This window comes from uncultured Sphingomonas sp., assembly GCF_964237155.1.
GTDB lineage: Bacteria > Pseudomonadota > Alphaproteobacteria > Sphingomonadales > Sphingomonadaceae > Sphingomonas.
On record NZ_CAXSHH010000140.1, the window covers coordinates 1 to 3,101 of the forward strand.

The window sequence follows — 3,101 nt, forward strand, 5'->3', positions numbered from 1 at the left end:
TCCAGGGCTCCTGCGGAGCCTATCAGAGGTGTCCGCCACACCGAGGGAAGATCACGGGCAGGCTACCCCGGTTGCGCTGACGCGGGCGCGCCTCCTTCGGCTCGGCCGCGACCGCGTCCAGCCCGGCTTGGACGCGACCCACGGCCGCGTCGATCTCTTCCAGCGCAAGCAGCAGCTGGTCGGGGTGCAGCTGCTCGGAACGCGCTCCGAAGCGGTGCCGCTGGAGGGCGGCGATGATCGCGCCCAAGCGCGCCAGCTCCGCCTCGGCTTCCTGCTTGGCACGCTCAAGCGCAGTGACCTGCCGGTCGCGATCGACCAGCATGGCGCGGAGCGCTTGCGGATCGGAGGGCAGGTCGGCTTCGGCGAGCACGGCCGCATTGAGTCAGGCTCCGCGCACCCCCTCAACCGGCTATCTGCGGTGCCTGCGCACGACGCCCGCCATGCATGCGCCGCCAGTCCAGCCCTTCAAGCAGGGCACCCAGCTGCGCGGCCGTGAGCCGCATCACCCCGTCCTGGATGCCGGGCCAGCGGAACGCGCCCTGCTCCAGCGTCTTGGCCATCAGGCACAGGCCGGTGCCGTCCCACCACACCAGCTTGACGCGGTCCGCGCGCTTGGCCCGGAAGACGTAGACGACGCCGGTGAACGGGTCCGCCCCGTACTCGGCCTTCACCATCGCCGCGAGCGAGCCCGCCCCTTTGCGGAAGTCCACGGGCCGGGTCGCCACCAGCACGCGCGCGTCCGTGCCCGGGCCGATCACGCCTTCGTCTTGAGCGCGTCGATCACCGCCGCGATCACTGCCGCCGTCACCGGCTCCGGCTCGATCACCGCCGGCACGAACAGCGGCTCGGGCGTCATCCTCACCGGCAGGACAACGCCCGCCGCCTCGGCCGCCTGGCGCAGCTCGCGCCGCCAAGTGAACAGCTGGGTGTGCCTGAGCCCGTGCCGCCTCGTCACCGCCGTCACGCTCTCGGCACCCGCGTAGCTCTCGGCGATGATCGCAGCCTTCTCCTCGCGCGTCCACGACCTGCGCGCCCCCGTTCCGGTGAACACCTCGAACCGGCGAACCGGGCTAGAGCCGGCATCGGCACATGACATCGATACGGCTCCAAGCTGCCCAGACAGGGCCCACAGACCCGCCGATCAGCCCAGCCAGTTCAACGTGGGGCCGGAACACCGCTTACCCATGTCGCTTAACCCGCAGCCGTCCATTCCGCCTGCCTGAAAACCGACTTCACCAACAGTATCCGGACGTTTAATGGACATCGCGCGTAAACCAATCAGGTGCGTATTTTCGCCAAGTGAACCAGCCCTCTGCGGTAACCTGGTGTTCAACAAAGGATGTTCGCATTTTAGGTGGACAGGTGCTTTCCGGGCTCGACCACCTCCCGCTGCCCTAAGTCGCTTTGCAGCACCGCAGCGAGTCAGTCTCGATGCCGCCAGCATCGAAAACGCCTACGTCGTAGCCGTCCAGCTTCGTGAGACCATCGGCGTCGACCAGTTCGTCGTGCGCACCGACACTCCCATTCAGCCCTTTCGTGTCTCGCGGCGCCGGCCACAGCACCCGGAGAGCATCCTTACGCTGGTCGCCTGACGGCAACCGCGCTCAGAGCCTCGCTTTCGCGTTCGCCATGATCTGCGCGGCCGTCACCCCCTCGCACAGCGCCGCGTCCGTGGCGTAGGTCACGGCCAGTTTCTCGTCTCGCATCACCGTGGCCATCCGGCCGCGGCGATAGGTGACGCTCTTCAGCCATGCGAGCTCCGACTGCGCCTGGTCGATGGGCGTGTCGTACAGGAGATACCAGAGCCGCATCTGGAACGGGTTCTTGTCGCGAAGGATCTCTTCGAGATTCTTGCGGCCCTGGCCCCGGCTCACCTCATTGCTGATGTCGTTCGCCAGCGTCGCGAACGCCTCTTCCAGCTCTCCGATCGCGAAATAGGCCGTGTCGAGGCCGACCCCGATCGTGGCACCTGCCAGCACCCGGCGATCGTCCGACGTCTCCGGATCGTTGAGCACGTCTCTCAGCGGAAGGTCATAATCATACCCCCGCATCGCGTCCTGCATTTCCATCATGTCCTCCTTCGGTAGGGCACCGGGATCGGCGTAAACCATCGCGCCGGCGGGTCGAACACGACATACCTGTGACGTCGCTTCGCTCGTAATGACGATCGTTGACAATTCCACTGCCCGTGGCATTGTCTGTACGTAACGACATTGCAGGTCAAGCATGAACGCGCAAACTTTCACGAGCCGCGACTTCAATCGCGAACCCGGCCGTATCAAGCGCGCCGCGGCCGATGGTCCAGTCATCATTACCGAGCGCGGCAAGCCCATCATGGCAGTGATGCCCTATGCCGAGTTCGAGCGCCTGAAGGGGCCGCCCGCCAACATCCTCGACGCCCTCGACATGGAAGACGTCGGTGACATCGACATCGACTTCGCGCGCCCGGTGACGTTTCCCCGCCCTGCTCTTTTCGATTGATGTACCTGCTCGACACGAACGTTCTGTCCGAACTGCGCAAGCGCCGCTCCGGCAAGATCGATCCGGCTGTCGAGGCATGGGTCGGCACCGTCGACCAGGCGCAGCTGCATCTCTCGGCGATGACGATCATGGAGGTCGAGCTCGGTATGGCACAGCTGGAGCGACGCGATCACCGGCAAGCCGCTATTCTCCGGCTCTGGCTGCATGAGAAGGTACTGCCGGCGTTCGCCGGCCGGATCCTCTCGCTCGATACCGCGATCGCGCTGCGATGCGCGCGCCTTCACGTTCCCGATCCCAAAAGCGAGCGCGACGCCTGGATAGCGGCAACCGGTCTCGTGCATGACATGACGATCGTCACCCGCAATCTAGTCGACTTCGTTACGACCGGCGCGACGCTGCTTGATCCTTGGGCTTACGAGGCCCGCTGAACCGACACGGCCCCGACGTATGCTTGCGGCACAGGTCGGCGGTCTTCACGCCAGCCTCGTGCGCACGCAGCATGCCTATGATCTGATCCTCGGTAAAACGGCCTCGCCGCATCGCTCGTCTCCATCTGACGAGCTAACTGGACTTGCCCCGGAAAAGTGGAGAGTTCCCTTGAGCTGAAAGGCGAACTCGAT

Annotated in this window: 6 protein-coding genes and 1 pseudogene; 2 read left to right on the plus strand and 5 right to left on the minus strand. The window is 65.5% G+C overall.

Annotation, left to right across the window (positions count from 1 at the left end):
- Positions 1-22 precede the first annotated feature (22 nt).
- The 4 genes from ACFE71_RS15320 to ACFE71_RS15335 all read right to left on the minus strand — a co-directional run bounded on the left by ACFE71_RS15320 (position 23) and on the right by ACFE71_RS15335 (position 2,111).
- The gene (locus ACFE71_RS15320; RefSeq protein WP_375429626.1) at positions 23-370 is read right to left on the minus strand and encodes a transposase; all 348 of its coding nucleotides are present in this window, start codon (positions 368-370) and stop codon (positions 23-25) included.
- Positions 371-401: 31 nt separating this feature from the next.
- Positions 402-725, minus strand: a complete 324-nt coding sequence (tnpB, locus tag ACFE71_RS15325) for an IS66 family insertion sequence element accessory protein TnpB (RefSeq protein ID WP_375429627.1) — start codon at positions 723-725, stop codon at positions 402-404.
- Positions 726-754: 29 nt separating this feature from the next.
- Positions 755-1,096 carry a transposase gene (locus ACFE71_RS15330; RefSeq protein WP_375429628.1) on the minus strand — a complete coding sequence of 114 codons (342 nt, stop codon included), beginning with the start codon at positions 1,094-1,096 and terminating at the stop codon, positions 755-757.
- 508 nt (positions 1,097-1,604) lie between these two features.
- Positions 1,605-2,111 carry a hypothetical protein gene (locus ACFE71_RS15335; RefSeq protein WP_375429629.1) on the minus strand — a complete coding sequence of 169 codons (507 nt, stop codon included), beginning with the start codon at positions 2,109-2,111 and terminating at the stop codon, positions 1,605-1,607.
- 115 nt (positions 2,112-2,226) lie between these two features.
- Here ACFE71_RS15335 and ACFE71_RS15340 point away from each other — a divergent pair, with 115 nt between their 5' ends.
- Together ACFE71_RS15340 and ACFE71_RS15345 are read left to right on the plus strand one after the other, a co-directional pair.
- Positions 2,227-2,481, plus strand: coding sequence for a type II toxin-antitoxin system Phd/YefM family antitoxin (locus tag ACFE71_RS15340; RefSeq protein ID WP_375429630.1), 255 nt, complete (start codon positions 2,227-2,229; stop codon positions 2,479-2,481).
- Entirely contained in the window at positions 2,481-2,909 is a 429-nt protein-coding gene (locus tag ACFE71_RS15345) for a type II toxin-antitoxin system VapC family toxin (RefSeq protein WP_375429631.1), read from the plus strand. Before ACFE71_RS15340 ends, ACFE71_RS15345 begins: the two co-directional genes overlap by 1 nt.
- Before the next feature lie 19 nt (positions 2,910-2,928).
- Here ACFE71_RS15345 and ACFE71_RS15350 read toward each other — a convergent pair.
- Positions 2,929-3,021, minus strand: a pseudogene (locus ACFE71_RS15350) (transposase); the annotation flags it as partial.
- Between the last annotated feature and the right edge of the window lie 80 nt (positions 3,022-3,101).

Coding starts and splice junctions, on each gene's coding strand:
- ACFE71_RS15330 (WP_375429628.1), bottom strand. CDS start 1,096: ATGTCATGTGCCGATGCCGGCTCTAGCCCGGTTCGCCGGTTCGAGGTG.
- ACFE71_RS15335 (WP_375429629.1), bottom strand. CDS start 2,111: ATGGTTTACGCCGATCCCGGTGCCCTACCGAAGGAGGACATGATGGAA.
- ACFE71_RS15340 (WP_375429630.1), top strand. CDS start 2,227: ATGAACGCGCAAACTTTCACGAGCCGCGACTTCAATCGCGAACCCGGC.
- ACFE71_RS15345 (WP_375429631.1), top strand. CDS start 2,481: ATGTACCTGCTCGACACGAACGTTCTGTCCGAACTGCGCAAGCGCCGC.